The 23,116-nt window shown below is 63.2% G+C and carries 23 protein-coding genes; 2 read left to right on the forward strand and 21 right to left on the reverse strand.

The features are described from left to right. Positions 1-32: 32 nt before the first annotated feature. The 19 genes from JaAD80_RS13340 to paaA all read right to left on the reverse strand — a co-directional run bounded on the left by JaAD80_RS13340 (position 33) and on the right by paaA (position 18,970). Positions 33-437 (reverse strand): hypothetical protein, encoded by a 405-nt coding sequence (locus JaAD80_RS13340; RefSeq protein WP_102294656.1) that lies wholly within the window; start codon positions 435-437, stop codon positions 33-35. Positions 438-447: 10 nt separating this feature from the next. Further along, the gene (locus JaAD80_RS13345) at positions 448-1,710 is read right to left on the reverse strand and encodes a hypothetical protein (RefSeq protein ID WP_102294657.1); all 1,263 of its coding nucleotides are present in this window, start codon (positions 1,708-1,710) and stop codon (positions 448-450) included. Between the two features lie 416 nt (positions 1,711-2,126). Next, positions 2,127-4,178 (reverse strand): phenylacetic acid degradation bifunctional protein PaaZ, encoded by a 2,052-nt coding sequence (paaZ, locus tag JaAD80_RS13350; protein WP_102294701.1) that lies wholly within the window; start codon positions 4,176-4,178, stop codon positions 2,127-2,129. 82 nt (positions 4,179-4,260) lie between these two features. After that, positions 4,261-4,875 (reverse strand): phenylacetic acid degradation protein PaaY, encoded by a 615-nt coding sequence (paaY, locus tag JaAD80_RS13355; protein WP_102294659.1) that lies wholly within the window; start codon positions 4,873-4,875, stop codon positions 4,261-4,263. 129 nt (positions 4,876-5,004) lie between these two features. Beyond that, the gene (locus tag JaAD80_RS13360) at positions 5,005-5,736 is read right to left on the reverse strand and encodes an ABC transporter ATP-binding protein (protein WP_102294702.1); all 732 of its coding nucleotides are present in this window, start codon (positions 5,734-5,736) and stop codon (positions 5,005-5,007) included. Further along, positions 5,736-6,491: an ABC transporter ATP-binding protein gene (locus JaAD80_RS13365; protein WP_102294660.1), complete on the reverse strand. Its 756-nt coding sequence runs from the start codon at positions 6,489-6,491 to the stop codon at positions 5,736-5,738. Before JaAD80_RS13365 ends, JaAD80_RS13360 begins: the two co-directional genes overlap by 1 nt. A 1-nt stretch (position 6,492) precedes the next feature. Then, a complete protein-coding gene (locus JaAD80_RS13370; RefSeq protein ID WP_102294662.1) occupies positions 6,493-7,497 on the reverse strand; it encodes a branched-chain amino acid ABC transporter permease in 1,005 nt (334 codons plus the stop codon). After that, complete coding sequence (locus tag JaAD80_RS13375) at positions 7,494-8,372, reverse strand: branched-chain amino acid ABC transporter permease (RefSeq protein ID WP_102294663.1); 879 nt, start codon at positions 8,370-8,372, stop codon at positions 7,494-7,496. Before JaAD80_RS13375 ends, JaAD80_RS13370 begins: the two co-directional genes overlap by 4 nt. 73 nt (positions 8,373-8,445) lie before the next feature. Beyond that, complete coding sequence (locus JaAD80_RS13380; RefSeq protein WP_102294665.1) at positions 8,446-9,597, reverse strand: ABC transporter substrate-binding protein; 1,152 nt, start codon at positions 9,595-9,597, stop codon at positions 8,446-8,448. A 76-nt stretch (positions 9,598-9,673) separates the two neighbouring features. After that, positions 9,674-10,879, reverse strand: coding sequence for a 3-oxoadipyl-CoA thiolase (pcaF, locus tag JaAD80_RS13385; RefSeq protein ID WP_102294667.1), 1,206 nt, complete (start codon positions 10,877-10,879; stop codon positions 9,674-9,676). Positions 10,880-10,901: 22 nt separating this feature from the next. Beyond that, a complete protein-coding gene (paaK, locus tag JaAD80_RS13390; RefSeq protein WP_102294669.1) occupies positions 10,902-12,230 on the reverse strand; it encodes a phenylacetate--CoA ligase PaaK in 1,329 nt (442 codons plus the stop codon). Between the two features lie 68 nt (positions 12,231-12,298). Then, positions 12,299-12,745, reverse strand: a complete 447-nt coding sequence (paaI, locus tag JaAD80_RS13395) for a hydroxyphenylacetyl-CoA thioesterase PaaI (RefSeq protein ID WP_258002977.1) — start codon at positions 12,743-12,745, stop codon at positions 12,299-12,301. A 1-nt stretch (position 12,746) separates the two neighbouring features. Continuing rightward, entirely contained in the window at positions 12,747-14,315 is a 1,569-nt protein-coding gene (gene paaH, locus JaAD80_RS13400) for a 3-hydroxyacyl-CoA dehydrogenase PaaH (protein WP_102294673.1), read from the reverse strand. Position 14,316: 1 nt separating this feature from the next. After that, the gene (gene paaG / locus JaAD80_RS13405) at positions 14,317-15,108 is read right to left on the reverse strand and encodes a 2-(1,2-epoxy-1,2-dihydrophenyl)acetyl-CoA isomerase PaaG (RefSeq protein WP_102294674.1); all 792 of its coding nucleotides are present in this window, start codon (positions 15,106-15,108) and stop codon (positions 14,317-14,319) included. Between the two features lie 126 nt (positions 15,109-15,234). Then, positions 15,235-16,314 carry a 1,2-phenylacetyl-CoA epoxidase subunit PaaE gene (gene paaE / locus JaAD80_RS13410; RefSeq protein ID WP_102294676.1) on the reverse strand — a complete coding sequence of 360 codons (1,080 nt, stop codon included), beginning with the start codon at positions 16,312-16,314 and terminating at the stop codon, positions 15,235-15,237. A gap of 40 nt (positions 16,315-16,354) precedes the next feature. Further along, the gene (paaD, locus tag JaAD80_RS13415) at positions 16,355-16,900 is read right to left on the reverse strand and encodes a 1,2-phenylacetyl-CoA epoxidase subunit PaaD (protein ID WP_102294677.1); all 546 of its coding nucleotides are present in this window, start codon (positions 16,898-16,900) and stop codon (positions 16,355-16,357) included. Beyond that, complete coding sequence (paaC, locus tag JaAD80_RS13420) at positions 16,900-17,652, reverse strand: 1,2-phenylacetyl-CoA epoxidase subunit PaaC (RefSeq protein ID WP_102294679.1); 753 nt, start codon at positions 17,650-17,652, stop codon at positions 16,900-16,902. The genes paaD and paaC overlap by 1 nt, the downstream gene beginning before the upstream one ends. 14 nt (positions 17,653-17,666) lie before the next feature. Next, the gene (gene paaB, locus JaAD80_RS13425) at positions 17,667-17,951 is read right to left on the reverse strand and encodes a 1,2-phenylacetyl-CoA epoxidase subunit PaaB (RefSeq protein ID WP_034746356.1); all 285 of its coding nucleotides are present in this window, start codon (positions 17,949-17,951) and stop codon (positions 17,667-17,669) included. Between the two features lie 29 nt (positions 17,952-17,980). Beyond that, positions 17,981-18,970, reverse strand: a complete 990-nt coding sequence (gene paaA, locus JaAD80_RS13430; protein ID WP_102294681.1) for a 1,2-phenylacetyl-CoA epoxidase subunit PaaA — start codon at positions 18,968-18,970, stop codon at positions 17,981-17,983. 266 nt (positions 18,971-19,236) lie between these two features. Here paaA and paaX point away from each other — a divergent pair, with 266 nt between their 5' ends. Then, complete coding sequence (paaX, locus tag JaAD80_RS13435; protein WP_102294683.1) at positions 19,237-20,166, forward strand: phenylacetic acid degradation operon negative regulatory protein PaaX; 930 nt, start codon at positions 19,237-19,239, stop codon at positions 20,164-20,166. 97 nt (positions 20,167-20,263) lie between these two features. Here the strand turns inward: paaX and JaAD80_RS13440 are convergent, their stop codons facing one another. Beyond that, positions 20,264-20,518 (reverse strand): hypothetical protein, encoded by a 255-nt coding sequence (locus JaAD80_RS13440; protein WP_102294684.1) that lies wholly within the window; start codon positions 20,516-20,518, stop codon positions 20,264-20,266. A 141-nt stretch (positions 20,519-20,659) separates the two neighbouring features. Between JaAD80_RS13440 and JaAD80_RS13445 the strand changes: the two genes are divergently transcribed. Continuing rightward, the gene (locus tag JaAD80_RS13445) at positions 20,660-21,784 is read left to right on the forward strand and encodes a M14-type cytosolic carboxypeptidase (RefSeq protein ID WP_102294686.1); all 1,125 of its coding nucleotides are present in this window, start codon (positions 20,660-20,662) and stop codon (positions 21,782-21,784) included. A gap of 93 nt (positions 21,785-21,877) precedes the next feature. On the opposite strand, the gene JaAD80_RS13450 is transcribed toward JaAD80_RS13445, so the two are convergent. Continuing rightward, positions 21,878-23,116 (reverse strand): aminotransferase class V-fold PLP-dependent enzyme (locus JaAD80_RS13450; RefSeq protein WP_219726822.1); only part of this gene is annotated, 1,239 nt, incomplete at its 5' end.

The following is a 23,116-nucleotide window of genomic DNA, read 5'->3' on the forward strand; positions in this document are numbered from 1 at the left end:
GGCCGCGGCAGGGCGCGCGGCCCGGGACGGCGTTATGGCGCCGTCAGCACCACTTTGACGCTGCCGTCGACAGCGCTCTTCTCGATGTAGCCGATGGCTTTCGGATCGGCGGCGACGGCCTTCTTCACATCGGCGCTATTTGCCACCTCTTTCGGCAAGGTGGCCTTGCCCGTGAAGACCAGCTTGGACCACAGGGCCTTGGCCTGCGATGGCTCCTTGTCCGCCACCTTCTTGTAGAACTCGGCGCGCACGGGAGCGCTTTCCGGCTGGTCGATCGGCGTCATGGCCGTCGATTTACCGAGGAAGAATTGCGCCACCTGTTCATTCGTCATGGCGCCGGCGGCGCTCTTCAGATTGACCACCACGACCACTTCGGCCATGGCAGGAACGGCGCTCGACAGGGCCAGCAAGGCAGCCGCAAAAATAATAGGTTTCATGCGGCGCTCCTTAGAAAACAAAATCGATGGCGGCGGCAGCCACCGTGACGGGACCATGGAAGCCCGGCTTGGCTTGCACGAACAGGCCAGGGCCATTCTTCGGCTTGATGCGGTCGATCTGCACTTTCAGCGCAGCCGAACGATGGAAGTCCCAGCGCACGCCGATGCTGTTCGTCGATTGTTCCAGCTGGTTGCGCGTATAAGCCAGGGTGTCGACGCCGGCCGACAGGGCACGCAGGGTCGGCGTGCAGGCGGCCGGATAGCCGGCAGGGCAGGATGCGGGCACGGTGTTGTTCACGCGGCCATCGGCCTTCAGGCTGGCGTGGCTGTAGTAGGGCAAAAAGGCGCCCATGCGGTAGCCGCCCATCACGTACCACGAGGTGCTGTCGCTGACATAGCTGTCCGTCTTGCGCTTCGCATATTCGGACTGCACCAGCACATTGTTCCAGTCCAGGCCCAGGCCGACGGAGGTAAACGACGCCTTCTTGTCCTTCACTTCCAGCGCATCGGCCAGGGCGCCCAGCTGGGCGATCCGGTAGCCGCTGCCAGCCGCGCGCAAGCCGCCCATCAGGGTATTCAGGCTGGGCGAATCGTTGATGCTCAACTTGGTCTCGGCGCGGCCGAAGCGCAGCGTCACGGGGCCGTGTTCAGCCACCACGTTGAGGGCGACGATGGACTTGCCTTCCACATGCACGGTCGAATCGGGGCCCGTGGCCAGGGTAGCCTTGGTGCGGCCCAGCGCCAGCTGCGTGGTCACGCTGGTGTCGCCCGCGCTGAACTGGTAGGTGCCGTCGATGCCGTCGATGCTGTTCAGCGGCACCTGCGAATACATCTCGCCGGGAGGACGCAGCATGGTGTTCGCATAGCCCACATTGCGGTAGTCGGAAATCATGAAGACGGGCAGGCCCATGCGGCCGACGCGCACGCTGAAGCTGTCCGACACCTTGGCCTTGGCAAAGGCCCACGCCAGTTCGGCGCCGAAGTCGTTTTCGCCATCCTTGCGCGCCAGGCCCTGTACCGTCGCCGACAGCCAGGGATTGAGGGTGACGTTGGCCTGCAGGCCCACATTGGAATCGACGCCCGTGCGCGCGGTGCGACCGGCGCCGCTGGCCTGGTTCGGACGCGCAAACTGTGCATTGTCTGTGTCAGCCATGGTCAGCGCGGCCGTGCCGTAACCGCTGATCTTGATCGCGGGGCCATCGACTTCTTCGGCATAGGCATGGCTGATGGCCAGGGGCATGGCCAGCAGTAAAATCAGGACGTGTTTATTCATAGTAATTAAATACCCGTAGCGGTGAACGATAATCGTGGAATTGGACTCGAGGTCGGTGGTTCACCGGCTGTGGCAGGCCGGGTCCGTTTTTCGCGCCGCCATCGCCCCTGGAGGCGTGCATGGCGTGTGACCAGTGAGTCAAACCATGCTACAGAGAAAAGGTTTTGCTTAGGAAAGTTTTCTTGATGCAATGAGAGATTTCCCCCATTTTCCAGGAAAAAGCCCGCGTTCTAGAGGGGTTTATCTAAATAGCACGCGGTGCAAAACCACACTTTCGCTATATTTTTCATACACTTATGGATAATTCAAGACAAAATGAACTGACCGGCACCTGGCTGCCGTTCGGCCATGAAAAACGCCGCCCGCGCGTAACAGATCGCGGGCGGCGCCAGTGCTGGCAGTGCTGTGGATAATGCTTATTCGCGCTTCGAGACCAGGGTCAGGATGTCATAGCTGGCCACCAGTTCCTCGTTCTGGTTCGTCACCTGCACGTCCCACGCGACCACGCCCTGGCCCACGCCAAAGACGTCCTTGCGGTTGCGGTCGACCTTGCGCTTGCATGTGAGGCGCGCGCGGATGGTGTCGCCAATCGCCACCGGCGCGACAAAGCGCAGATTGTCCAGGCCATAGTTGGCCAGCACGGGGCCGACGCCAGGCGAGACGAACAGGCCGGCGGCGGCCGACAGCACGAAGTAGCCGTGGGCGATGCGCTTGCCGAACTGCGATTCCTTGGCGGCGATTTCGTCGAAGTGCATGTAGAAGAAGTCGCCGGAGATGCCGCCAAAGGCGACGATGTCCGCTTCGCTGACGGTGCGGCGGTGTGTCAGCAGCGAGTCGCCCGTCTTCAAGTCCTCGAAGTGCTTGCGGAACGGGTGGATCGGGCTTTCATTGACGTCCGCGCCGCGCACGTATTCGCCCGTGATGGCCGCCAGCATGGTGGGCGAGCCTTGCACGGCCGCCCGCTGCAGGTAATGGCGCACCGCGCGCACGCCGCCCAGCTCCTCGCCGCCGCCCGCGCGGCCAGGGCCGCCGTGCTTCAGTTGCGGCAGGGGCGAGCCATGGCCCGTCGAATCGACGGATGCCACGCGTTCGAGCACGTGCACGCGGCCATGCGTGGCGGCCACTTGCGGCACCACGCGCGCGGCGATCTTCGGATCGCGCGTCACCAGGGTGCTTACCAGGCTGCCCTTGCCACGCGCGGCCAGGGCCAGCGCCTCGTCGATGTCCTTGTAGCCCATCATGGTGCTGACAGGGCCGAATGCTTCCACGTCGTGCACGGCGTCGTTGCCGAACGCGTCGCGGCACAGCAGCAGGGTCGGCGAGAAGAAGCTGCCGTCATGGGCGCCATCGCCCAAAGGACTGAAACCGTCGGCCGCGCCGAACACCACTTCATTACCCTGCGACAGGGTGGCGACACGCTCGGCCACGTCGTTCTGCTGCTCTTTCGAGGCCAGCGCGCCCATGCGCACGCCCTCGATGGACGGGTCGCCCACCACCACCTTGGCCAGGCGTTCGCGCAGGCACGTGCCAACGGCATCCATCAGATGCTCCGGCACGATGATGCGGCGGATCGCCGTACATTTCTGCCCCGACTTGCCCGTCATTTCACGCACCACTTCCTTGACGAACAGATCGAATTCCACGTCGTCGGGCGTGACGTCCGGCGCCAGGATGGCGCAGTTGAGCGAATCGGCTTCGCCGTTGAAAGGCACGGACTGGGCGATCAGGTTCGGATTCGTGCGCAGCTTGGCGGCGGTGGCGGCCGACCCTGTAAACGTGACGAAATCCTGGCCATTCAAGCGGTCCAGCAAGTCGCCCGTGGAGCCGATCACCAGCTGCAGACTGCCGGCCGGCAGCAGGCCCGATTCATGCATCATGCGCACGACGGCCTGTGTCAGGTAGCTCGTCGCCGTGGCCGGCTTGGCGATGCAGGGCATGGCCGCCAGGAAGCTCGGCGCGAACTTTTCCAGCAAGCCCCAGATGGGGAAGTTGAAGGCGTTGATGTGCACGGCCAGGCCGCCGCGCGGCACCAGGATGTGCGTGCCGGCGAAACCGCCTTTTTTGCCCAGCGCGATGGCCGGTCCTTCGTGCAGCACGTTCGACGACGGCAGCTCGTGGCTGCCCATGCTGGCATAGGCGAACAGGGTGCCCGTGCCGCCTTCGATATCGACCCAGCTGTCGGCGCGCGTGGCGCCCGACAGGTGCGAGATCGCATACAGTTCTTCCTTGCGCTCGACCAGGTACAGGGCCAGCGCCTTGAGGCGCGCGGCGCGCTGCTGGAAGTCCAGCGCCATCAGGCCCGGCACGCCCGTGCTGCGCGCATACGTCACCGCTTCGTCGAAGTCGATCTTTTCCGCGTGCGTGTGATAGATGACGCGGTTATTCAAGGCGCTGTGCAGTGGCACGGCGGCGCTGTCGCCCAGCCAGCGGCCGGCGATCAGGCTTTGCAGGGTTGAAACATGAGCCATTTTTTTCTCCATAAATGATGTTGGCGGTGGCGTCGGATTACGCGGGGCTTGGCCCCGCTAATCCGACCTACGCCCATATTGCTTATTGCGCGGCGGCGTTCTTGTGCAAATGCAGCGGCAATGCGGATTCAAAATTCAGGCGCTGGCGGTTTGCCTCGACTTCCGTCAGGGCTTCCACCTCGCGCATCGTCTGCATCGAGCGCACGGCCAGTTCGTGGTACTGGCCCGTGCCCGAGCTTTTCCATTGGATTTCATCGTCGGTCAGCGCGCGGATGATTTTCGCCGGCGTGCCGACCACCATGCTGCGCGGCGCGACGATCATGCCTGCCTTCACAAAACTCATGGCGGCGACGATGGATTCCTCGCCGATGATGGCGTTGTCCATCACCACGGCATTCATGCCGACGAGCGCATTGCGGCCGATGCGGCAGCCATGCAGCACGGCGCCATGGCCCACATGGCCATCGACTTCGACCACCGTGTCGCAGCCGGGGAAACCGTGCATGACGCAGGTGTCCTGCAGGTTCGCGCCTTCTTCCAGGATCAAGCGGCCGAAGTCGCCGCGGATCGACGCCAGCGGCCCGATATAGCAGCGCGGCCCGATGATCACGTCGCCGATCAGCACGGCCGACGGATGCACGTAGGCGCTGGGGTGGACGACGGGGGTGACGCCGTTGATTTCGTAGACTTTGACCATGGTGTTTTCCTTTTAACTATCGTGCCATGTGCGTAGGTCGGATTAGCCGGAACGGCGTAATCCGACAAACACCTGTAGCGCCAACAATGTTGTCGGATTACGCGCTACGCGCTAATCCGACCTACGTCCTTACATGCCCAGGTAGGCGCTCTGCACCTGCTCGTTATGCAGCAATTCAGGCCCCGGCCCGGACAGGGTGATGGCGCCCGTCTCGATCACGTAACCCACGTCGGCGATCGACAGGGCCGCGTGGGCGTTTTGCTCGACGAGGAAGATGGTGATGCCCTGGTCGCGCAGTTCGGCCACGATGCGGAAGATTTCCGCGATCAGGAGCGGCGCCAGGCCCATGCTCGGCTCATCGAGCAGCAGCAGTTGCGGGCGGCCCATCAGCGCGCGCGCCATGGCCAGCATCTGCTGCTGTCCGCCCGATAAAGTCCCGGCCAGCAGCAAGCGCTTTTCCTTCAGAATCGGGAACAGGCCGTACATGCGCTCCATGTCGCCCGCCACGTCTTGCGGCGGGCGCGTAAAGGCGCCCAGGCGCAGGTTGTCTTCTACCGTCATGGGTCCGAACACCTGGCGGCCCTCCGGCACCTGGCAGATGCCGCTGCGCACGCGCTTGTCTGCGCTCATGCGGCTGACGTCCTGGCCGGCGAAAGCGATGCTGCCGGCGCTGATCGGCTGCACGCCCGAGATGGCACGCAGCAGGGTCGTCTTGCCGGCGCCGTTGGCGCCCACCAGCGCCACCAGTTGGCCCTGGCGCACCTGCAGGTCGATGCCGTGCAGGGCCTGGATGCGGCCATAGTGGCTGGTCAATCCCTGGATGTCGAGCACCAGCGGTGTCTGAGGTTTTTCCATCTTCATCATGCCGCCACTCCCAGATACGCCGCCACCACGTCGGGATTCGCGCGCACTTCGGCGGCGGTCCCTTCGGCCAGCTTCTTGCCATAGTCGAGCACCAGGATATGGTCCGACAGATTCATCACCAGTTTCATGTCATGTTCAACCAGCACCACCGTCACGCCCGACTGCGCCACCTTGCGGATCAGCGCTTCAATCTCGCCCGTCTCCGTGTGGTTCAGGCCCGCCGCCGGTTCATCGAGCAGCAGCACTTTCGGCTTGGCTGCCAGCGCGCGCGCGATTTCCAGGCGTTTCAAGGCGCCATACGACATCTGCCCCGCCTCGTCGCCGATGTGCCGGCCCACGCCGACAAACTCCATCAGGCCCGCCGCCTCGTCGCGGCAGGCCGCATCGGCGCGGCGCACGGACGGCAGGCGCAGCATGGAGGCGAACAGGTTCTGGTTCAGGCGCAGATGCGCACCCACCATCACATTGTCGATGGCCGTCATGTTCATGCACACTTGCAGGTTCTGGAAGGTGCGGCTCATGCCGCGCCGCGCCAGCGCATCGGGCGGCATGGCGGCCACGTTCTCGCCATTGAGCAAAATCTCGCCCTTGCTCGGCGTGTACACGCCCGTGATCAGGTTGAACAGGGTCGTCTTGCCGGCCCCGTTCGGCCCGATCACGGAATGGATATTGCCTTCCTTGACCGTGAAGCTGACATCCTGCACCGCGTGCACGCCGCCAAAGCTCTTGCTCAGATTATTAATCGTCAGCATCTCACACCTCCTGTGCCGGTGGTTTTGCCGCGCCTTCAGGGGCTTTGGGTGCCTGCGGCAGCCCTGCCCGCTTGCGCGAACGGCTGGCCAGGCTCGGCACCAGGCCCTTGGGCATGAAGATCATGGTGGCCATCAGGATCACGCCAAACACCACCGTTTCCCAGCCTTCAAAACTGGACAGCAGTTGCGGCAGAATCGTCAGCAGGGCCGCGCCGATGATGGAACCGAAGATCGACGCCATGCCGCCCACCACCACCATCGTCACCAGCTCGATCGAGTGGAAGAAGCCGGCCAGGTTGGGCGTGATGAAACCGATGTAATGGGCGCTGATGCTGCCCGCGATGCTGGCAATGACGGCCGACAGCACGAACACGCGCACCTTGAAGCGGGTCGTGTCGACACCGACCACGCGGGCCGCCACTTCCGAACCGTGGATGGCCTGCAGCGCGCGGCCGACAGGCGAATCGATCAGGTTCAGGGCCAGCCACGTGACCAGTAACAGCAGCACGGCGCACACCAGGTACCAGGATTTTTCACCGGCGATTTCCAGCCCGCCCAAGGTGAAGGCGGACACGCCGATACCGTCCGGGCCGCCCGTCCACTGTGTCTCGTTGTTGATGACGATGGAAATGATGATGCCCAGGCCCAGGGTCGCCATGGCCAGGGTATGGCCCTTGAGTTTCAGCACCGGACGGGCGAGCAGCAGCGCCAGCAGACCGGTGGCGACGGCGCCTGCGGCCAGCGCGGCCAGCGGCGGCCAGCCGTAGTGCGTGGTCAGCACGGCCGACGCATACGCGCCCAGGCCATAGAAACCGGCGTGGCCCAGGCTGATCTGGCCCGTGTAGCCCATCAAAAGATTGAGGCCGATGACGACGATGGCGTTCAGGGCGATGCGGATCGCCACGTCATAGTAGAACGCGTTGCTGAGGAACAGGGGCAGGATGGCCAGGATCAGCGCCAGCAGTATCAAGCCGCCGTGGCGCGAACGTGTCAAAAAGTTGCTCATACACGCTCCGAATTTTTAGCGCCAAACAGGCCTTGCGGCAGGAAGAACAGGATCAACAAGATCAGCACGAACGGCACCGCGTCCTTGTAGGCGGACGAGATGTAGCCGGCCGTCATGGCTTCGGCGATGCCGAGGATCAGGCCACCGGCGATTGCGCCGGCGCCGCCACCGAGGCCGCCAAGGACGGCGGCGACAAAGCCTTTCAGGCCCAGCATGATGCCCGCGTCATACGAGGTATACGTGATGGGCGCGACCAGAATGCCGCCCGCCGCGCCCAGCAGGGCCGACAGGCCGAACGAGAACAGCAGCACCTTGCGCGTGTTGATACCCACCAGTTGCGCGGCCAGCTTGTTGTGCGAGGTGGCCAGCATGGCCTTGCCCATCAGGGTGCGGCCGAAGAACCAGCCCAGCACCAGCACGATGACGACCGTCACGCCCAGCACCCACAGGCTTTGCGGCAGCAGGCTGGCGCCAAGGAATTCGATCGGCGCGTCGCCGGAAAAAGCTGGCAGCGAATGCGTATCCTTGCCCAGCCAGATTTGCACCAGGCCGCGCAGCACGAGCGAGGCGCCGATGGTGATGATCAGCAGAGTGATGACCTGCGCGTTCTGCGCCGGTTCGATCACGGTTTTTTCCATCAAGAGGCCCACGATGCCGGTGGCGATGACGGCCAGGATGACGGCCAGCGGCAGCGGCACGCCGGCGGCCGACATCACGGCGGCCAGCATCCCGCCCAGCATGATGAACTCGCCCTGGGCGAAATTGATCACGCCGCTGGTGTTGTAGATGATGGTAAAGCCCAGCGCCGCCAGCGCGTAGGCGGAACCGACCGTCATCCCGGAATACAAAAATTGCAGAAATTGAGCGACTTCCATGGTGTCTCCATTATGTTCGGCTACGCGCGGGCCGCCTTCGAGGGCGGCCTCGCGCAGGTACTTCCGGCTTACATCATTTCGACAATTGCCATTCGCCGTTCTTCACTTCGACCATTCGGAAGGCCGACAGGTCCAGGCCCATGTGGTCTTTTGCCGACATGTTGAAGACGCCCGTCGTGCCGACAAATCCCTTGGTCGACTCCAGCGCCGCGCGCACTTTTTCGCGGTCCGTGCCGCCGGCGCGCTTGATGGCGTCGACCGACAGGTTCAGGGCGTCGAGCGCATAGCCGCCAAAGGTCGACGGATCGATCTTGTAGCGCTCTTTATACGTCTTGTCGTAGCCGACAACGACGGCCTTTTGCGCGTCGCTGTCCGGCAGCATGGCGCCAATCAGCAGGGCTGGCGTCGGCAGGCGCACGCCTTCGGCGGACTTGCCCGACAGCTTCAGATACTCGTCCGACGCCACGCCATGCGACTGGTACAGCGGCAGCGCTGCCATGCCCAGCTGGCCGTAGTTCTTGGTCACTACCGCCGGGCCCTGGCCCAGGCCGAAGACGAAGACGGCTTGCACGCCCTTGGTATTCTTGATGCGCGTCAGCTGCGCCGTGATGTCCGTGTCCTTCGGACCGTAGGTTTCATCGGCCACCAGGGTGATGCCGTATTTGGCGGCGACGATCTGCGATTCCTTGCGGCCCGACGCGCCGAAGCCGCTCGTTTCCGACAGCAGGCCCACCTTGCTGATGCCGCGCTTCTTCATGTCCTCGAACACCTTCTCGGCCGCCATGCGGTCCGTATGCGGCGTCTTGAAGACCCATTTCTTGACCGGGTCGATGATCACCACGGCGCCCGCCAGCGAAATGAAGGGCATGCTGGCGCGGTCGACCAATGGCGCCATGGCCATCGTCGCGCCGGTGGTGGTGCCGCCGATCAGCACGTCGACCTTGTCCGACTCGATCAGGCGCTTGGTAAAGCCGTTGGCCTTGGCCGCATCGCTGCCGTCGTCGTAATGCACCAGTTCCAGCTTGCGTCCCAGGACGCCGCCGGCCGCGTTGATCTTCTCGATGTACAGCTGCAGGGTTTTCAGTTCCGGGTCGCCCAGGAAGGCGGCCGGGCCCGTGACAGACAGCACGGAACCGATCTTGATGTTATCGGCCGCACACGCGCCCGCGGCGGACATGGCCAGCACGCCGGCGATCAGGGTTTTCTTGAAGATATTGGCAATCATTATGGTCTCCACCAGGTTGGCACTACGGTCAATTATGGTCGGCGCTTTTTTACAAGCCTGCGCCTTTTTTTCATTTTTATACGCGTTCAATTACTACAGCAATACCCTGCCCCACGCCGATGCACATGGTGCACAGCGCATAGCGCCCGCCAGTCCGTTCCAGCTGGTTCAACGCGGCCATCACCAGGCGCGCGCCCGATGCGCCCAGCGGGTGGCCGATGGCGATCGCGCCGCCATTCGGATTCACGTGGGCCGCATCGTCAGCCAGACCCAGGTCGCGCGTGACGGCAAGGGCCTGCGCCGCAAACGCCTCATTGAGTTCGATGACATCCATCTGCGCGATGGTGAGTCCCGTCTGCGCCAGCACCTTGCGCGACGCTGGCGACGGTCCAAAACCCATGATGCGCGGCGCCAGGCCAGCCGTGGCCATGCCCAGCACTTTTGCGCGCGGCGTCAGCTTGTATTTGTCGACGGCGGCGGCGGACGCCAGCAGGATGGCGCAGGCACCATCGTTCAAGCCCGAAGCATTGCCGGCCGTGACGGTGCCATCCGCTTTCACCACACCCTTGAGTTTCGCCAGCATCTCGATCGAGGTGTCCGGGCGCGGATGTTCGTCGCTGATGACCATTTTCGGATCACCCTTTTTTTGCGGCACGGCGACGGGCACGATCTCGCGCTCGAACACGCCAGCGGCGTGGGCGGCGGCCCAGCGCTGCTGGCTGCGCAAGGCCAGCGCATCCTGATCGGCGCGGCTGATGCCAAATTCCACGGCCACGTTTTCCGCCGTTTCCGGCATGGTGTCGATGCCGTACTGCGTTTTCATCTTGCCATTGACGAAGCGCCAGCCCAGGGTCGTGTCTTCGATTTTCGCCGCGCGCGAAAATGCGCTGTCGGCCTTGCCCATGACGAACGGCGCGCGCGTCATGCTTTCCACGCCGCCGGCGATGATCAGTTCCGCTTCGCCTGCCTTGATGGAGCGGGCCGCCATGCCGACGGCGTCCAGGCTGGAGCCGCACAGGCGGTTGATGGTGTTGCCCGGCACGGCCGCCGGCAAGCCGGCCAGCAGCGCGGCCATGCGGCCCACGTTGCGGTTGTCCTCGCCCGCCTGGTTGGCGCAACCATAAAACACGTCATCAATGGCGGACCAGTCGACGGACGGGTTGCGGGCGATCAGCGCGGCGATCGGCAGCGCGCCCAGGTCATCGGCGCGCACGCTGGACAGCGCGCCGCCATAGCGGCCAAACGGTGTGCGTACGGCGTCACAAATAAAGGCTTCGTTCATGTCTGCTTCCTTGTTCGAGCTATCAGGAGAAAATTTTCGGGCGCTGGTCGATCACGCGGCGGGCCTTGCCCGTCAGGGTGCGTTCGATGCCGGAAGCGGCCACCAGGCGCACGCGCGTGCTCACGCCCACGTGCGTCTTGATGCGGTGTTCCAGTTCGCGCGCCAGGGCATCCGTTTCGCTGGCCGAGATGGTGGCGGTCAGGTCGATGCGCAGTTCGGCCACCACTTCTAGCTTGTCCAGATGGCCGTCACGCGTGACCACCAGCTGGTATTGCGGCGACAGGCGCGGCATCTTGAGGATCAGTTCCTCGATCTGCGTGGGGAAGACGTTCACGCCGCGGATGATCAGCATGTCGTCGGAACGGCCCGTGATCTTGCCGATGCGGCGCATCGAGCGCGAGGTGGCCGGCAACAAGCGGGTCAGGTCGCGCGTGCGGTAGCGAATGATGGGCAGCGCCTCTTTCGACAGCGAGGTAAACACCAGTTCGCCCTCTTCGCCGTCCGGCAGCACTTCGCCCGTTTCAGGGTCGATGATCTCCGGGTAAAAATGGTCTTCCCAGATAACGGGACCGTCCTTGCTCTCGATGCATTCGGAGGCCACGCCAGGGCCCATCACTTCCGACAAGCCGTAGATATCGACGGCGTCGATGCCGGCACGCGCTTCGATTTCCGAGCGCATGGCGTCCGTCCACGGCTCGGCGCCGAAGATGCCCACCTTCAGCGACGATTCCGCCGGGTCCAGGCCCTGGCGCGTGAATTCCTCGATGATGTTGAGCATGTAGGACGGCGTGACCATGATGATCGATGGCTTGAAATCCTGGATCAATTGCACCTGCTTTTCCGTCTGGCCGCCGGACATCGGAATGACCGTGCAACCGAGACGCTCGGCGCCGTAATGCGCGCCCAGGCCGCCCGTGAACAGGCCGTAGCCGTAGGAGATGTGCACCATGTCGCCCGCGCGGCCACCGCCGGCGCGGATCGAACGCGCCACCACATTGGCCCAGGTATCGATATCGTTCTGCGTGTAGCCAACCACCGTGGCCTTGCCCGTGGTGCCGCTCGACGCGTGGATGCGCACCACTTGCTCGCGCGGCACGGCGAACAGGCCGAACGGATAATTGTCGCGCAAGACTTTTTTATCGGTGAACGGAAATTTGGCCAGGTCGGACAGCGATTTGAGGTCGTCCGGATGCACGCCCGCTTCGTCAAAAGCGGCGCGGTAATGGGGCACGTTGTCATAGGCGTGCTTGAGCGACCATTTCATGCGTTCGAGCTGCAGCGCCTGCAGTTCATCCTTGCTGGCGCGCTCGATCGGCTCGAGGTCATTCGGTGCTGGGGTTCTCTGGACCATCTCTGTCTCCTGAATCGGTTCTTTAACTATGTAATTCGTTGCGGCAGTTCAAGCCTGCTCTTGTCACTTCAATTGCTGATGACTTCACCCGCCACGCGGATCGACTTGCCGCGAAAGAGCGCGATGGCGCGGCCTTCCTGGTTGCTGACCTTGACGTCATAGACGCCGCTCTTGCCGGCCAGCGCCTGTTCGACGGCGTGCGCCGTCAGCACGTCGCCTTCGCGGCCCGGCGCCAGGTAGTCGATGGTGCAGCCGGCGCCCACGGTATTCATGTTGTAGCTGTTGCAGGCAAACGCGAAGGCGCTGTCGGCCAGGGCAAAGATGAAGCCGCCGTGGCAGGTCTGGTGGCCATTGAGCATGTCGGCGCGCACCGTCATGGTCATGCGCGCATGGCCCGGGCCCACGTCGGCCAGGGCGATGCCCATGGCGGCGGTGGCGTTATCGCGCGACAGCATGGAGGCGGCGGCCGCTTCGGCCAGCGCTTGCGCGCTCAGGCTGTGGTTCTTGTCTGACATATCATTCGGCATGAAAGCGGGCTCCATTGGCAAGTTTGCGGCGCAGCAGCGGCGAGACGCGATAGCGGTCTTCGCCATAGCCCAGCGCCAGGTGCTGCAATACGGTCACGATGTGCTGGACGCCGACGGCATCGGCCCAGGCCAGCGGTCCGCGCGGATAGTTGACGCCCTTCTGCATGGCGATATCCACGGCGGCCACGGTACACACACCCTGGTTGACGGCGTCGGCTGCCTCGTTGGCCAGCATGGCGACCGTGCGCATGACGGCCAGGCCGGGCACGTCGTCCAGGCGCGTGACGGTGAAACCGGCCGCCTGGAACAGGCCGACGACGGCCGAGTAGGCGGCATCGCTGCACTGGTCGGCGCGCGCCACGGCGATGCGTTTGGCACCGGCATAGTCGAGTGCCAGGTCGAACAGCACCGTATCGGGGTGCTGGTTGTCGTGCGCGCGCTGGGTGGCGCTGCGGCCATCGCTCAGGTAAATCGCGGCGCCGTTGCAATGCAGGGCCGGCGCCTCGTCATGCGCCTGGCCTTCCTGCATGACGCGGCGGCTGACGGTGATGCCGGCCTGCTCCAGGCGCTGCACCAGACTGTGAATGATGCCGCTGTGGCCACGGCCATCGCCGCCGATGGCCGCCGCCAGGGCGACAAATTCCGGGGTCGCCTGTGCGCTTTCCGCCTGTGCCACAGGAGCGCTCGCGCCTTCGCCGTACAGGTAAAAACCACGGCCCGATTTGCGGCCGAGGAAACCGGCATTGACCATTTCCTGCTGCAGCACGGAAGGCGTGAAGCGCGGGTCGTTGAAATAAGCGCCAAACACGGATTGGGTGACGGAGAAATTCACGTCGTGGCCGATCAGGTCCATCAGTTCGAAAGGCCCCATGCGGAAACCGCCCGCTTCGCGCAGCACGGCATCGATGGTGGCGGCGTCGCCCGCCTGTTCGTTCAGCAAGCGCCAGCCTTCCGCATAGAACGGACGGGCGACGCGGTTGACGATGAAGCCCGGCGTCGATTTCGCATGCACGGGATTCTTGCCCCAGGCGATCGAGGTGTCGTACACGGTAGCGGCCACTTGCGCGCTGGTAGCCAGGCCACTGATCACTTCGACCAGCGCCATCAGGGGCACGGGATTAAAGAAGTGCATGCCGACCAGGCGTTCCGGGCGGCGCAGCTTGGCGGCGATCGCCGTGACGGAAATCGACGACGTGTTTGTCGCCAGGATGCAGTCGTCGCCGACCAGCGCTTCCAGTTCGGCGAACAGGCCGCGCTTGACGTCGAGGTTTTCCACGATGGCTTCCACCACCAAGGCAGCATCGCTCACATCGGCCAGGCTGCCGGCCGCCTGCAGGCGCGCCGTGGCGGCCGTGGCTTCGTCGGCCGTCATGCGGCCCTTTTCGGCCAGCTTCGCATACATCTTGCCAATGTCGGCCAGCGCCTTGCTGACGGCTTCCGCCCGCGTATCGTACAGTTTGACGCGGTAGCCGGCGGCGGCCGCCACCTGCGCGATGCCCGCGCCCATGGCGCCGCTGCCGATAACGGCGACGATGCTGTTGTTGTCCAGAGCTGCCATATCAGTGTCCCTTGAATTGCGGTGCGCGCTTTTCCATGAAAGCGGCGACGCCTTCGCGGTAATCGTCGCTGTTACCGAGATCGCTCATCATGCGCGCTTCCAGCGCCAGCTGCTGCGGCAGGGTGTTGGCGCCGCTGGCGGCCAATGCCTGCTTGGTGTAGGCCAGGCCCTTGGTCGGCGCGGTGGAAAAGTGCACGGCCAGCTTGCGCGTTTCTTCCGCCAGATGGGCATCGTCGACGCATTTCCAGATCAGGCCCCAGTCTTCGGCTTTTTCCGCCGTCAGTTTTTCGCCCAGTATGGCCAGGCCCATGGCGCGCGCCGAACCGATCAGGCGTGGCAGGAAAAAGGTGCCGCCCGTGTCCGGGATGAGGCCCAGCTTGCAGAACACTTCGACGAAGCTGGCCGATTTGCCGGCGATGACGATGTCGCAGGCCAGCGCCAGGTTGGCGCCCGCACCGGCCGCCACGCCATTGACGGCGCAGATCACCGGCATCGGCAGGGCTTTCAGGGCCAGCACCAGCGGCGCATAGTTCTTTTCCACCGATTCGCCCAGGTCCACGCCCTTGGAACCCGGTTCCACGGCGCGGTCGGACAGATCCTGGCCCGCGCAAAAGCCGCGGCCCGCACCCGTCAGCACGAAGACGCGCACGGAATTGTCCGCGTTGACCTTGGCAATCGCATCGCGCACTTCCTCGTGCATGGCCTGGGTGAAGCTATTCAGTTTGTCGGGGCGGTTCAGGGTCAGGGTGGCGATGCCCTGTTCGATGGTGAAGAGGATATTTTGGTAGGTCATGGCGTGTCTCGGTTTTTAGTTTTCAACCCAAGGATCAGAAAGGTCGGTCCTGCGGAATCGTTATTCGGCCCACTGGGCCGAATACCCCCTTAAGGTCCGACCCCAGTCTTCGCTTGGGGTCTGATGTTATTCAGCCTGGTCGAAATCGACCACCACCTTGTCGGTCAGCGGAAAACTCTGGCAACTGAGGACGAAGCCGCGCGCCACTTCGTAGTCTTCCAGCGCGTAGTTGACGTCCATTTCCACTTTGCCGTCGAGGATCTTGCAGCGGCAGGTCGAGCATACGCCGCCCTTGCATGAGTAGCGCATGTCCAGCCCGGCGCGCAGGCCGGCGTCGAGGAGGGATTCCTTGTCCTTGTCCATCGTGAAGGTGGTGTGGTTGCCATCCATGATGACGGTCACTTCCGTTTCCTGCACGGCGTCCGCAGCCATCTGGGCGCGCGGCTTATGAAGGTTTTTCGGGATGCTGGCGGCGAACAGTTCGATCTTGATATTCTGCTTGGGCATGCCGGCCGCCTGCAGGGCGGCGGAGACGCCCAGCATCATGTCTTCCGGGCCGCAGATGAAGGCGTTGTCGTAGTCTTCGACCTTGATCCAGTGCTGCAGGAACTGTTCACATTTTTCCTGCGTGATACGGCCGTTGAACAATTCGATATCCTGCTGCTCGCGGCTCATCACGTATACCAGGTTCAGGCGCTCCAGATACACGTCCTTCAAGTCCGTCAATTCTTCCTTGAAGATGACGGAGGACGAGGCGCGGTTACCGTAGAACAGCGTGAAGCGGCTCAGGGGTTCCGTCAGCAGGGTGGTCTTGATGATGGAAAGGATGGGCGTGATGCCGCTGCCGGCCGCGAATGCCAGGTAATGCTTGCGGTTGACGCAGTCGAGCGGCACGTTGAAGTGGCCCATGGGCGGCATCACGTCGATGGTGGCGCCGGCTTTCAGGGTGTCATTCGCCCAGGTGGAAAAGGCGCCGCCGGGCGTGCGCTTGATGGCCACGCGCAGGCTGCCGTCCTGCACCGCGGAACAGATGGAATACGAGCGGCGCACGTCTTCCGCGTTGATATTGGCGCGCAGGGTCAGGTGCTGGCCCTGCTGGAAGCGGAACTGCTGCTGCAGTTCCGCCGGCACGTCGAACGTGACGGCGATGGTGTCGCGCGTTTCGTTGCGCACGTTGGCCACGCACAGCGGATAAAATTTACTCATGCTTCATCTCCAGTTTCTTCGGAACGTGTGCCTGGTTTTTTTAGTGGCACTTGAAGTAATCAAACGGTTCGCGGCAATCGATGCATTTGTACAGCGCCTTGCACGGCGTGGAGCCGAACTGGCTGGTCAGCTGCGTATGCGTCGAGCCGCAGTTCGGGCAGATCACGTCCAGCTTCGGCATGGGCTGGCGCTTGACGCCACCCGCTGTTCCGCTACGCAGGCCGCTGATGTCGATCACCTGCTGCTGCGGCGGGGCGATGCCATAGCCTTTCAGCTTGGCCTTGCCCGCTTCGCTCATCCAGTCCGTGGTCCAGGCGGGCGACAGCTGGTTCACCAGGGTCACCTTGTCCACGCCATGGCTGCGCAAGGCCTCGGTGACGGCATCGGCGATCACCTGCATGGCCGGGCAGCCCGAATACGTGGGCGTGATCGTCACGATGCACTCTTCGCTGCTGACCACGTCGACGGCGCGCACGATGCCCAGGTCCACCACCGAAATGACGGGAATTTCCGGGTCCGGCACGTCGCCGAGCCAGGCCCAGACCTGGGCGGCATCCAGCGTCGCGGCGCCAGCGGCCGTATGCATTACCACTCCGCCCCGGGATAGGCGCGCTGCAGGAACTGCATCTCCGCCAGAATAAAACCCAGGTGTTCCGTGTGCGTGCCCTGCTTGCCGCCCTTTTGCATCCAGGCGTCGGGCGCCGGCATGGTCAAGGTGGCTTCAGCGAAGATCTCGGCCACGTGTTCGAGGAAGGCCTGGCGCAGGATGTCCGATGGCGGCGCGATGCCGGCAGCGACCATGGCCTGGTCGACGGCATCGTACGTGAACATCTCGCCCGTGTACATCCACAGCTTGTCGGCGGCGGCTTGCGTTTTCGCGTGGCTGTCCGCCGTGCCATCGCCCAGGCGCACGATCAGGTCGCCGCTGCGGCGCAGGTGGTACGTGACTTCCTTGATCGACTTTTGCGCCACTTCGACGATGCGGCCATCCGTCGATTTCAGCAGCTCCAGCAGCTGGAAGTAATGCCAGCTGTCGAAGAAGAACTGGCGCATCATGGTGTCGGCGTAATTGCCGTTCGGCTGTTCGACCAGCAGGCAGTTCTTGAAATCATGGGCGTCGCGCAAAAAGGCGATATCGTCCTCGTCGCGACCCGCGTTTTCCAGTTCCGCCGCATAGCTGAACCACAAGCGCGTCTGGCCCAGCAAGTCCAGCGCCACGTTGGTCAGCGCCATGTCTTCTTCCAGCGCCGGACCCTTGCCGCACAGCTGCGACAGCTGCTGGCTGAGGATCAGGGCGTTGTCGCCCAGGCGAAAAAGATAATTGACCTTGTCATCCATTACAGGCGCTCCCATCACAGGTTCTTGACTTCTTCCGGCATCGGGAAGAAGGTGGGATGGCGGTACACCTTGCTGTTCGACGGTTCGAACAGGGCACCCTTGTCGCCGGGACTGCTGGCGACGATATCGGCCGCGCGCACCACCCAGATGCTCACGCCTTCATTGCGGCGCGTGTAGACATCGCGCGCGTGGTTGACCGCCATGGTGGCGTCGGACGCGTGCAGGCTGCCCACATGCTTGTGCGCCAGGCCGTGCTGGCTGCGGATGAAAACTTCCCACAATGGCCATTCTTTGCTCATGTTGCTATCCCCTATCTGTGTATTTATATTCAGGCTGCCGCTTTGCTAGCGGCTTGCTTGTCTGCATACGCGACCAAGGCATCGCGGAACCATGCGCCATCTTCATACGCTTTCACGCGCGTTTGCAGGCGCTCGCGGTTGCACGGGCCGTTGCCCTTCAGGACGTTGTTGAACTCGGACCAGTCGATCTCGCCGAATTCATAGTGGCCCGTTTCGGCATTGAATTTCAGGTCGGGATCGGGCACGGTCAAGCCCAGGTATTCAATTTGCGGCACGGTCTGGTCGACCATGCGCTGGCGCAATTCGTCGTTCGAGAACAGCTTGATGCGCCATTGCGCCGACTGGGCGCTGTTGACGGAAGCGGCGTCGGACGGGCCGAACATCATCAGCGACGGCCACCACCAGCGGTTCAGGGCATCTTGCGCCATGGCTTTCTGTGCCGGCGTGCCCTTGCACAGCGACATCATGATGTCGTAGCCCTGGCGCGCATGGAACGATTCTTCCTTGCAGACACGGATCATGGCGCGCGCATACGGGCCATACGAGCAGCGGCACAGGGGAATCTGGTTGATGATGGCGGAACCGTCGACCAGCCAGCCGATGGCGCCCATGTCGGCCCACGACAGGGTGGGGTAGTTAAAGATGCTGGAATATTTGGCTTTGCCCGAGTGCAAGGCGGCCAGCAGATCGTCGCGCGACACGCCCAGGGTTTCCGCAGCGCTATACAGGTACAGGCCGTGGCCCGCTTCATCCTGGATCTTTGCCAGCAGGATGGACTTGCGTTTCAGGGTCGGGGCGCGCGTGACCCAGTTACCTTCAGGCAACTGACCGACGATTTCCGAGTGCGCGTGCTGCGAAATCTGGCGAATCAAGGTCTTGCGGTAGGCGTCCGGCATCCAGTCCTTGGCTTCGATCTTGATGCCTTCGTCGATGCGCGCCTGGAAAGCGCGTTCTTCCTGCCCCATGTCATCGATGGAGCGGACATTTTTGAGGCCGGTTTCAACCATTTGTGCGTACATGATGTGTCTCCCATGTCTTGATGTTGCGCAGCAGCGCAGCGCGATGAAGCAATAATACGATACAAAAAACGATTTGCATACACTTGATGTGAATCATTTTAAAAAATCGTATCTTGTGCAGCTTTTTTGTGCGTATGATATTGCTTATGAGAAAACACTCCGGAGCACTACCAGCGCGCCCGGCAAATTATTGACGCGCTACCCGCGCAGCCAAGTAAACTGCTGCTTTTATTGAATCGACCGCAACACGGCCAGACCGGAACCACATGAAGAACACCCGCTGCACGGCATGGATAGCCGATTTCCTGGAAAGCGACCCACCGCGCTCGAAGTCCCTGGTGATGACGATTTTTGGCGACGCCATCGTGCCGCGCGGCGGCGCCATCTGGCTGGGCAGTCTGATCGACCTGCTGGCGCCGTTCGGCGTGAATGACCGGCTATTGCGCACCAGCGTGTTCCGCCTGGCGCAGGAAGGCTGGCTCAGCTCGCAAAGGGATGGCCGCCGCAGCGCCTACACGATACGTCCGGACGCGCTGGCCCGCTTCGAGCGCGCCTACCGCCGCATCTATGCGCCATTGGTAGTGCACTGGGATGGCAGCTGGACTCTGGTGATCGGCCCGGCCGGCAGCATCGGCGCCGCGGAACGGGGCGCACTGCGCAAGGAATTATTGTGGGCCGGCTATGGTTTGATTTCCCCCGGCATCTTTGGCCACCCGGCCAGCAATGCGGAAGCGCTGGAAGACATTCTTGTGCGCAACGAGGTCCAAGGCAAGCTGTATGTCTGCCACACCACGGAATTGCCGGGCGTGAGCGCGCGCCCCCTACGCGACATGGTGGGTGAATGCTGGGATCTGTCGGAAGTGATGGCCGGCTACGCAAAATTCATTGCCAGCTTCCAGCCGCTGCTGACCGTGTTGCAGCAAGAACCCGTGTTCGATGCGGAGCAGGCGTTCGTCATCCGCTCGCTGCTGACGCACGCCTACCGCCGCGTGCAATTGCACGACCCGCAACTGCCCGTCGAACTGCTGCCCGAACCGTGGCCCGGCACGCAAGCCTACGCGCTGGCCCGCGACCTGTACCGCATCACATATGCGCCGGCCGAGGAACATATCCTGGCGACATTGCGGCGCGAGGATGAGCATGCCCCCGACGTCGAGCCGTGGTTTTTTGAACGTTTTGGCGGCCTGACTACTTGAACGTCTGAAAAATGTTCAGGGCCAGGCGCGTGGCCGCAGGCAGTACGACTAGTACGCCAAGGCAACGCAACGCCGCCATGGACATTTTCTCAGGCGTTCACTGCTTCACCACCACTTGCTTGGCCCCTGCCAGCAAATCCTGCCCCAGCTTTTCCAGCGCATTGGCCTGCACCAGCATGGTGTCGAGGATGGCCGCGTTGAAGGTGAACTCGGCCGGTGTCGTGTAGCCGGGAAAACGCAGGATGCGCAGCAATTCCTGCAAGGTGGTGCCCTTGCCCAGATGCGCCAGGGCGTCGCTGAGGGCGCTGACTTTCTTTTCCAGCTCGCGGATGTGGTTGCCGTTGTCGTCCATGATGCTCTCCCCATGTTGGAGCTATCACCTTAGCAAAGCATGCACTACGCCGTTTGCGCCAGCACAAAGGCGCGGCTAAAACGGGTATCATCGCGCCATTGCACACGATGCAAAACCCATACGTTTTTATCAGGAACACACATGACCATTAAAATCAGCCAGCAATTCGATGCCGGCGCGATCGAGGTGCTGCGCGCCGACGATGCCCAATCCATCGAGCTGAATATCCGCAAGGATTCCCACGCCGACATCACGCAGTGGTTTTACTTCCGCCTGCAAGGCGCGCAGGGCGAGGCGTGCACGATCCGCTTCATGAATGCGGGCAAGTCGGCCTACCCGGACGGCTGGAAAGACTACCAGGCTGTCGCCAGCTACGACCGCGAAACGTGGTTCCGCGTGCCGACCAGCTATGACGGCACGGTGATGACCATCGAACACACGCCGGAAGAAGAAAGCGTGTACTACGCCTACTTCGAGCCGTATCCATGGGACCGCCACCTGGCCCTGATCGACAGCGCCCAAGCGTCGCCGCTGGTGCGCTTGATCGACCTGGGCAGCACTGTCGAAGGCCGCGACATGAATCTGCTGGTGGTGGGCGATGCCGATGCCGAGACGAAAGTCTGGGTCATCGCGCGCCAGCACCCCGGTGAAACGATGGCTGAATGGTTTGTCGAAGGCATGCTCGAAGCATTGCTGGACCAGGCCAATCCGTTTGCCCGCCAATGCCTGCAAGACGCCGTCTTCTACGTGGTGCCGAACATGAATCCGGACGGTTCCGTGCATGGCAACCTGCGCACCAACGCGGCTGGCGCCAACCTGAACCGTGAATGGATGACGCCGACGATGGAGCGCAGCCCGGAAGTGTTCCTGGTGAAGCAGAAGATGCATGAAATCGGCTGCGACCTGTTCCTCGACGTGCATGGCGACGAAGGTTTGCCTTACGTATTCGTGGCCGGCAGCGATGCGCTGGAGAATTTCACGCCGGCGCAAAAAGCCGAGCAAGACCGCTTCATCGCCGATTTCAAGGTGGCCAGCCCCGACTTCCAGGATGTGTACGGCTATGAAGACGGCCCGTTCACGCCGGAAGTGCTGACCATGGGTTCGCCCCACATCACGCACGCCTTCGGCTGCCTGGCCCTGACCCTGGAACTGCCGTTCAAGGACAATGCCAACGATCCCGACCCGCAAACGGGCTGGAGCGGTGCCCGCAGCGCCGCCCTGGGTGCTGCCGTACTGCAACCGATCCTGGCGACCCTGCGCGCTTGATCGCTGTATTCGCAGCGTTGATGCATTAACAGCGTCGCCATCACGCGGCCCGCCTGTCGCAGGCGGGCCGCGTTCCCTGCGTTTCCCTCTTCATCAGCCCTTGGCTACCTTGCGCAGTGCCGCCACCAGCTTGTCCAGATGCGACTCCGGCGTAAAGATGCCCGGCGTCACGCGCACGCACGCGCCGTTGGCCAGGCCATCGCGCGGCACGGCAAAGATACCGTGCTCCTGCACCAGTTTTTTCGACAGGGCAAAATTATCGGCCACGCTCGTCTTGCGTTTCAAGCGGAACGACGCGATAGCGCTCGTCAGGCGTGGATCGGCTGACGCCAGCACCTCGATGCCGTCGATGCCGCGCGCCGCCTCCACCCAGCGGTTGCGCAGCAGCCGCAGCCGCGCCTGCTTGTTGGCCACGCCGATGTGCGCATGCAAGTCCAGCGCCGTGGGCAGGCTCAGGTAGGCGGCGAAATTCACCGTGCCCGTGTGCACGCGGGTGCGGATGTCGTCGCCCGCAGTCTCGTCCCGCACTTCGCCCATAAAGGGGTCAATGTCGGCCACCCTGCCCCGCTTGATGTAGATGGCGCCCACGCCCACGGGCGCACCGATCCACTTGTGCAGGTTGATACCGGCAAAGTCCGCCTGCAGGTCGGGTATCGTCATGTCCAGCTGGCCAAAGCCGTGCGCCGTGTCGACGATGACATCGATGCCCCGCTCGCGCGCCAGGCGGCTGATCTCGGCCACGGGCAAGACCATGCCATTGCGGTGATTCACATGCGTGAGCAGCATCAGTTTCAGCTTCGGATGGCGCTCCATGGCGGCAACATACGCGGCCACGACGCTATCGTGCGTAAATGGTTCCGGGATGGCGATCGACACCACCTCGGCGCCGCGCCGCTGCCGCAGCCAGCGCGTGACGGTGATCATATTGTCGTAATCGATGTCCGCGTAGAGCACGGTATCGCCGGGACGCAAGCGGTTATAGCCGGCGATCAAGACTTGCAGCGCTTCCGTCGCGCCCCGCGTCAGCACGATTTCATCGATGCCCACGCCCAGCGCCCTGGCGGCTGCCGCGCGCGCCGCCTCGAAGTCCGCAGGAAAGCGCATGCGCGCATACCAGGCATTGTCGCGGTTGACCATGCTCAGCTGCTGCTCGTAATGCGACAGCACGGGTCTGGCCATCGAACCCCAGAAAGCATTGTCGAGCTGAATCACCGCGTCCGTCGTGTCGTATTGCGCGGCCACCGCCTGCCAGTAGGCCTGGTGCGTGGCCAGCATGTCCGGTGTCATGCCGGCCGGCACGGCTGGCAGCGGCGGCAAGGCGGCGGCCGGCGG

The organism is Janthinobacterium sp. AD80 (assembly GCF_002878455.1).
GTDB lineage: Bacteria > Pseudomonadota > Gammaproteobacteria > Burkholderiales > Burkholderiaceae_D > Janthinobacterium.

Coding starts and splice junctions, on each gene's coding strand:
- JaAD80_RS13340 (WP_102294656.1), bottom strand. CDS start 437: ATGAAACCTATTATTTTTGCGGCTGCCTTGCTGGCCCTGTCGAGCGCC.
- JaAD80_RS13345 (WP_102294657.1), bottom strand. CDS start 1,710: ATGAATAAACACGTCCTGATTTTACTGCTGGCCATGCCCCTGGCCATC.
- paaZ (WP_102294701.1), bottom strand. CDS start 4,178: ATGGCTCATGTTTCAACCCTGCAAAGCCTGATCGCCGGCCGCTGGCTG.
- paaY (WP_102294659.1), bottom strand. CDS start 4,875: ATGGTCAAAGTCTACGAAATCAACGGCGTCACCCCCGTCGTCCACCCC.
- JaAD80_RS13360 (WP_102294702.1), bottom strand. CDS start 5,736: ATGAAGATGGAAAAACCTCAGACACCGCTGGTGCTCGACATCCAGGGA.
- JaAD80_RS13365 (WP_102294660.1), bottom strand. CDS start 6,491: ATGCTGACGATTAATAATCTGAGCAAGAGCTTTGGCGGCGTGCACGCG.
- JaAD80_RS13370 (WP_102294662.1), bottom strand. CDS start 7,497: ATGAGCAACTTTTTGACACGTTCGCGCCACGGCGGCTTGATACTGCTG.
- JaAD80_RS13375 (WP_102294663.1), bottom strand. CDS start 8,372: ATGGAAGTCGCTCAATTTCTGCAATTTTTGTATTCCGGGATGACGGTC.
- JaAD80_RS13380 (WP_102294665.1), bottom strand. CDS start 9,597: ATGATTGCCAATATCTTCAAGAAAACCCTGATCGCCGGCGTGCTGGCC.
- pcaF (WP_102294667.1), bottom strand. CDS start 10,879: ATGAACGAAGCCTTTATTTGTGACGCCGTACGCACACCGTTTGGCCGC.
- paaK (WP_102294669.1), bottom strand. CDS start 12,230: ATGGTCCAGAGAACCCCAGCACCGAATGACCTCGAGCCGATCGAGCGC.
- paaI (WP_258002977.1), bottom strand. CDS start 12,745: ATGTCAGACAAGAACCACAGCCTGAGCGCGCAAGCGCTGGCCGAAGCG.
- paaH (WP_102294673.1), bottom strand. CDS start 14,315: ATGGCAGCTCTGGACAACAACAGCATCGTCGCCGTTATCGGCAGCGGC.
- paaG (WP_102294674.1), bottom strand. CDS start 15,108: ATGACCTACCAAAATATCCTCTTCACCATCGAACAGGGCATCGCCACC.
- paaE (WP_102294676.1), bottom strand. CDS start 16,314: ATGAGTAAATTTTATCCGCTGTGCGTGGCCAACGTGCGCAACGAAACG.
- paaD (WP_102294677.1), bottom strand. CDS start 16,900: ATGCATACGGCCGCTGGCGCCGCGACGCTGGATGCCGCCCAGGTCTGG.
- paaC (WP_102294679.1), bottom strand. CDS start 17,652: ATGGATGACAAGGTCAATTATCTTTTTCGCCTGGGCGACAACGCCCTG.
- paaB (WP_034746356.1), bottom strand. CDS start 17,951: ATGAGCAAAGAATGGCCATTGTGGGAAGTTTTCATCCGCAGCCAGCAC.
- paaA (WP_102294681.1), bottom strand. CDS start 18,970: ATGTACGCACAAATGGTTGAAACCGGCCTCAAAAATGTCCGCTCCATC.
- paaX (WP_102294683.1), top strand. CDS start 19,237: ATGAAGAACACCCGCTGCACGGCATGGATAGCCGATTTCCTGGAAAGC.
- JaAD80_RS13440 (WP_102294684.1), bottom strand. CDS start 20,518: ATGGACGACAACGGCAACCACATCCGCGAGCTGGAAAAGAAAGTCAGC.
- JaAD80_RS13445 (WP_102294686.1), top strand. CDS start 20,660: ATGACCATTAAAATCAGCCAGCAATTCGATGCCGGCGCGATCGAGGTG.